The organism is Pseudogracilibacillus amylolyticus (SeqCode), from assembly GCF_051918545.1.
Classification (GTDB): domain Bacteria; phylum Bacillota; class Bacilli; order Bacillales; family Amphibacillaceae; genus Pseudogracilibacillus.
This window is the reverse complement of the sequence record NZ_JBPPZG010000239.1, coordinates 1-5,395: the sequence shown is the minus strand read 5'-3', so window position 1 is coordinate 5,395 and position 5,395 is coordinate 1. Positions and strand designations below refer to the sequence as shown.

At 35.8% G+C, this 5,395-nt stretch carries 6 protein-coding genes; 3 read left to right on the top strand and 3 right to left on the bottom strand.

What is annotated here, in order from left to right:
- From dpsA to ACPYKA_RS18325, 3 genes are all read left to right on the top strand, one after another.
- On the top strand, positions 1-714 hold a 714-nt coding region (dpsA, locus tag ACPYKA_RS18335), incomplete at its 5' end, for a dipicolinate synthase subunit DpsA (protein WP_479543648.1).
- A 344-nt stretch (positions 715-1,058) separates the two neighbouring features.
- On the top strand, positions 1,059-1,706 hold the full coding sequence (locus ACPYKA_RS18330; RefSeq protein WP_479543647.1) for a YczE/YyaS/YitT family protein: 648 nt from the start codon (positions 1,059-1,061) through the stop codon (positions 1,704-1,706).
- A 193-nt stretch (positions 1,707-1,899) separates the two neighbouring features.
- Positions 1,900-2,766, top strand: coding sequence for a DMT family transporter (locus tag ACPYKA_RS18325; RefSeq protein ID WP_479543646.1), 867 nt, complete (start codon positions 1,900-1,902; stop codon positions 2,764-2,766).
- A gap of 31 nt (positions 2,767-2,797) precedes the next feature.
- On the opposite strand, the gene ACPYKA_RS18320 is transcribed toward ACPYKA_RS18325, so the two are convergent.
- The 3 genes from ACPYKA_RS18320 to ACPYKA_RS18310 all read right to left on the bottom strand — a co-directional run.
- Positions 2,798-3,451, bottom strand: coding sequence for a Crp/Fnr family transcriptional regulator (locus ACPYKA_RS18320; RefSeq protein WP_479543649.1), 654 nt, complete (start codon positions 3,449-3,451; stop codon positions 2,798-2,800).
- Between the two features lie 358 nt (positions 3,452-3,809).
- The gene (locus tag ACPYKA_RS18315; protein ID WP_479543645.1) at positions 3,810-4,619 is read right to left on the bottom strand and encodes a hypothetical protein; all 810 of its coding nucleotides are present in this window, start codon (positions 4,617-4,619) and stop codon (positions 3,810-3,812) included.
- Positions 4,620-4,861: 242 nt separating this feature from the next.
- On the bottom strand, positions 4,862-5,395 hold a 534-nt coding region (locus ACPYKA_RS18310; RefSeq protein WP_479543644.1), incomplete at its 5' end, for a Na+/H+ antiporter NhaC family protein.

The following is a 5,395-nucleotide window of genomic DNA, read 5'->3' as shown; positions in this document are numbered from 1 at the left end:
AGTCAAATTGATTACATTGTTCTTCCAATTCTAGGATTAGATGAACATGGTTGCGTTGAATTAAATTACCCAGCCGGAAAAGCAACAATAACAAAAGAAATGATTCAAAAAACACCAGAACACTGCGTCATTTATACGGGAACATCTAATGATACATTAAAAAATTTGGCGAAAAACAGTAATCGGAAACTTATAATCTTATTTGAACGTGATGATATGGCAATTGCCAACTCAATCCCTACAGCAGAAGCAACTTTACAAATCGCCATGGAAAATACCGATTATACGATCCACGGGGCAAATGTGTTAATTACAGGTTTTGGACGTGTCGGAATAACGATGGCTCGATTGTTTCATCAAATTGGGGCAAATGTAATAGTAGCCGCCCGGAAACAGGCTGATTTTGCTAGAATTAGAGAGATGAACATGCAACCTATCTCATTAACTAAGCTTATTGAAGTCGTTGAAGATACAAATATTTGTATCAATACGATCCCTCACCTTGTAATAACGAAAGATATAATTCATGTTATGAACAAAAATGCGCTTATTATTGACGTTGCGTCCAAACCAGGAGGTATCGACTTTGATGTAGCAAAAACAGCTGGAATTACTACTTTTCATGCACTTGGACTGCCTGGGAAATTCGCTCCCAAAACAGCTGGTAACATTATCGGACATACAATTGCTGAATTAATAACTGAAAATGAATGATTCTGTTGGGGTATTTTAATACCCCAACTAGCCCGGGGCGTGTTCAGGGAGCATGCCACGGACAATTTACACCGACTTTCTAATAGATTTTGTCCGAGGGAAGGCGCCACAGACAATCTACTACGACTTTCTAATGGATTTTGTCCGAGGGAGCACACCGGGCGTGCCCTACGCTCCGGCTCGCCGGGGCGTAGGGCGCGGAATCGTTGAAAAAGCATTCTCTACGCTTTTTCAACGATTTTTCTCATTGTAAAATTAGACAAGCTTAAATAATACTTAAAAATAGTTGAATGTAATTTTTTTTGCTATAGTTAAAGTAGTTTACAGAAGGGGGCATAAAGCGCATGAAATTACTACGAGCTGGGGTACATTTTTATTTAGTTGGATTACTTATCCTCACATTAGGAATTTCTTTAGCGATTTTATCTGCGCTTGGGACTTCCCCGTATGATGCCCTCCTTGTCGGACTATTTCGCACATTTGGGTTAACTATTGGCAGCTGGGAAATTATCACTGGTTTTTTAATCGTATTTGGAAACGCTTTAGCGGAAAGAAAACGTCCTCAATATTTTGCATTAGTTACATCTTTTGTTACTGGGGTTGGGATTGACGGTTGGTTATTTTTATTAAAGTTTGGCAGTTTCGCTGATTCATTAGCTGGCCAATGGATTTGTCTCGTGTTAGCAATTTTCTTTACCGGACTGGGCATCGCAATTTATATTCAGTCTGAAGTAGCGCCTAATCCAGTTGATCATACGATGCTTATCGTTGCCAATGCAACAGGCTGGAGCGTGACTTATTCCAGAGCGGCTATTAGTGTTGTACTCGTTATCACAGCATTCTTTTTCGATGGCACTATTGGAATTGGCACACTGTTCAATGCAGTTTTAGTTGGAATGCTAATCAACTTTTTCCTTCCTTATGTTAATAAAATACGGGAATCTAACCTACAAAAGCTTTATTTAGAAAGAAAATATGCAGAAGGAGAATAATGAAAGAAACTAAGTTCTACATTTTTTTAGTTCATGTCTTTGACTGATTTTTCTACTCCAACGGGCAACGCGGAATTTTCAATAATTGAAATTTTTCTTCTCATTCCAATTATGTGACAATATAAAAATAAGTAGTTACAATTGTAGATAATTAACCTTAACAAAAAATCTAGTTAAACATTAAGGAGATTGTATGAACAAGTACATCTATGGACTATTAGTAATTTTAACAACTTCACTAATGGGATCTGCTTTTGCGATTGGGAAAATAGGATTAATCTATTCATCTCCTATTCTATTAGTCGCTTTCCGCTTTTCTCTAGCAGGCATTTTAATGGCGATATTTGTCGTTCTCTGGAAAAGACCTCATCCATCTACATTAATCGATTGGGGTAAAATATTTGTAATTGGATTTTTTCAAACAGCTGGGGTAATGGGCTGTATTTTCGTAAGTTTAGAAACCATTACAGCTGGAGAATCTTCAATTCTTACATTTATCAACCCATTACTTGTCATCATCTTCGGAACCATATTTTTGAAACTAGCATATAGAAGACTGCAATGGATTGGAGTTATTCTAGGATTTCTCGGTGTATTTATTACATTTGGCGCACATTTATCGATTAAAGTCGGAACCATTTTAGGTTTTTTATCAGCCGTTTCATGGGCAATCGGAACTTTACTGATCAAAACATGGGGACAGAAAATTGATGTTTGGGTTTTAACTGCCTACCAGATGCTATTTGGGGGTCTCATCTTATTTTTAAGTAGTTTCATATTAGAAAAACCTTTTTTCGAAGTGACAACAACTTCCATGCTTATCTTGCTATGGCTTGCGATTATGGCTTCTATCGTTCAATTTGCCGTATGGTTTTATTTACTCCATATCGGCGACCCGGGAAAAACGAGTGCTTTTCTCTTTTTAGCCCCGTTTTTCGGAGTGCTTTCCGGATGGATTTTATTGCAAGAACCCATACACTGGTATGTCATGCTAGGGGGAGTTTTTATTTTCATTGGAATTTTCCTCGCCAATTGGACACCAAAAACGAAATATCTATAGAGGATTACTTACACACGGACATTTAAGAAAATTAGTTTATATTACATAATTCTATCGGGCAATTTTCACAGCAAATAGCATCTTTAATATACTGCATATCCTGGATCAAAATTTTTCTTTTTTGAATGGAGATAACATCTAGTTTTCTAAGTTCATTAAGCATTCGATTAACATTTTCACGTGTTGTCGGACAAAACTTAGCTAATTCTTGATTCGTTAAAACTTTATCTATTAATATCCCATTCTCGTAGTGAATACCATAACTGTTAGCAAAACGTATAAGTGTTGAGTATAATGCTCCCTTTTTGCCATTTAAAAGTAAATCCCTAATTTTCATTTGAAATTTTCTCATATGATCATTTGACCATTTCATATATTCAAAAGTTAGTTCGCTGTTTGTCGTTAATTCTAACTCTAATCTATCTTTGTCAATTACGAGCACTTCACCAGCTTCCAACACTTTAGCATTAAGAAGAAACTTAGAATGTTCATAATATAAACTTAATTCACCTATAATACTATTTGGATCACAAAGACGTAATACTAATTCCTTCCCCTCCGCTGTAACCATGCTTATTTTTATCATACCGGATAATACCATGTAAATCGCCTTCGCATTAGTTCCTTGTTGAAAAATATATGTATCCTTTTCAACCGGTTTTATCGTACCAATAGAATATAACATGTCTTTTAACTTATCAGAAATTAATCTATTCGCCTGATATTCAAGTTGAGGTGTAGTTTCCAATTTAACCACTCCTTTTTTCATTTACCCTTATCTTACAACCAGATTAGACGTTTCCAAGTGAGGTTAATCACACATTTTGTTCAAAATATCCCTAATATTTGATGAGGAATTGAAATTTTGAATGATATAATATATTCCGGTAGTTACCATAATTCCCTACCTTCCCCTATACTAAAGAAAGTTTCTTTCAAAATATTTTTCCCCATAATAAGAATACCACAGTGAACAACGCTGTGGTAGAGCTAAAATTTTATACTTATCTTTAAACAAAAGCATTGTCATCCTACACAATGCCTTAATCATTACACATTGATATACTTTCGTATATATACTCCTCTTGTGAATCCAAGGATATCGTATAAATTCCTTGCGGGAGATCATCTGCCGATTCAATATATTCAATAATTCCACGGATTTTTTCTTCAGAAGTTTCAGATTCATCCAGTGGAGGTCGTACTTCCAGTCTGATCGTAGGTTCACATTGCCATCCTTCTTTTTTATGTCTATGCCATGGAGTCATATGGGTGTTAATTAACCTTTCATATTCAGTTGGATCTGTAAACTTCCCTTCCATATAATCTTCGGCGAATGCCTTCTTTAATGTTCTCTCTTGTTCTTTGTCTTCAAAATGTTGATTAAAAACTGCTTCTATATCTGTTCGTTTAATTTTAATACCTTGATCTACTTTCTTCAAATTGCTGAAAGCTTCTTGATGTAGTTTCATAAACGTTATTTCCAATAAAAAAGGCCCAATTTTATCTAACTCGGAAATATCAATTGAATCATAAGTAACCTCATACTTTTCCGTTTGCTCATTATATATATGCACATAAGTATTAAATTGAAATTCTGGATCCCCTGTTGTCTTAACCGGCACGACAACAATTTTATCTGTTGGCCATGGAAATTTTCCCGTTATAGCAAATTTCATTTTTTTCATATTAGGGTGAAGTTCCATTCCATACATATCCTCACCATGCTCTTTTATTAAACTCTCTATCTCTGATTGAATTTCAGGATCCTTTTTTAATTGTCTAGCTTCCTTTGAATAAAAACATCCACTTAAAAGAAAAACAGATAATAGCAGTACAAAAAATCGTTTCAACTTTTATACCCACTTTCTGAAATTTTCTCTGTCACCTCTATACCCAATAGTATATTAGAAAACTTGGTTTATCGCCACGCCTTGGCGAAAGCCTTAGTTGCACTTATGCAGTAGGAAAGTTTTATGCTTTCCTATCTGCCAAAAAAATTGCCGTCTTTTAATGATGAATTATTCTCATTTTTATTTTGCCCAATTAAAAATCACCCTTCCTCACTGAATGTTGAAAGAAGGGTGATTCTTCATTACAGTACCATCGCAGCAATAAGCCCAAAAATAAACAATGGTATATTATAGTGTAAAAATGTTGGCACACATGTATCCCAAATATGGTGATGCCTACCATCGGCATTCAGTCCGGCTGTTGGTCCCAAAGTTGAATCTGAAGCCGGCGAACCAGCGTCACCTAATGCTGCCGCTGTTCCAATTAAAGCCGCACTAGCAAGTGGCGACATCACTGGGACATATAACGCTGCTAAGATAGGTATCGTTCCAAAAGAGGTTCCAATTCCCATCGTTATTAATAGACCGACAGTTAACAAGAAAAAGGCAATGGTAAAATGAGAGTCTCCAGTAATTTTCAATGTTTTTTCAACCAATTCATCTATTGCACCTGTCTCTGTTAAAACGGTCGCATAACCTGAAGCTACTAACATAACAAATGCGATCATCCCCATCATGCCAATACCTTCATTAACAACTCTATCTCCTTCATACAACTTCACAACACGGAATACAAACATAATAATAATACCGGCTAAAGCGCCTAATACTAAAGA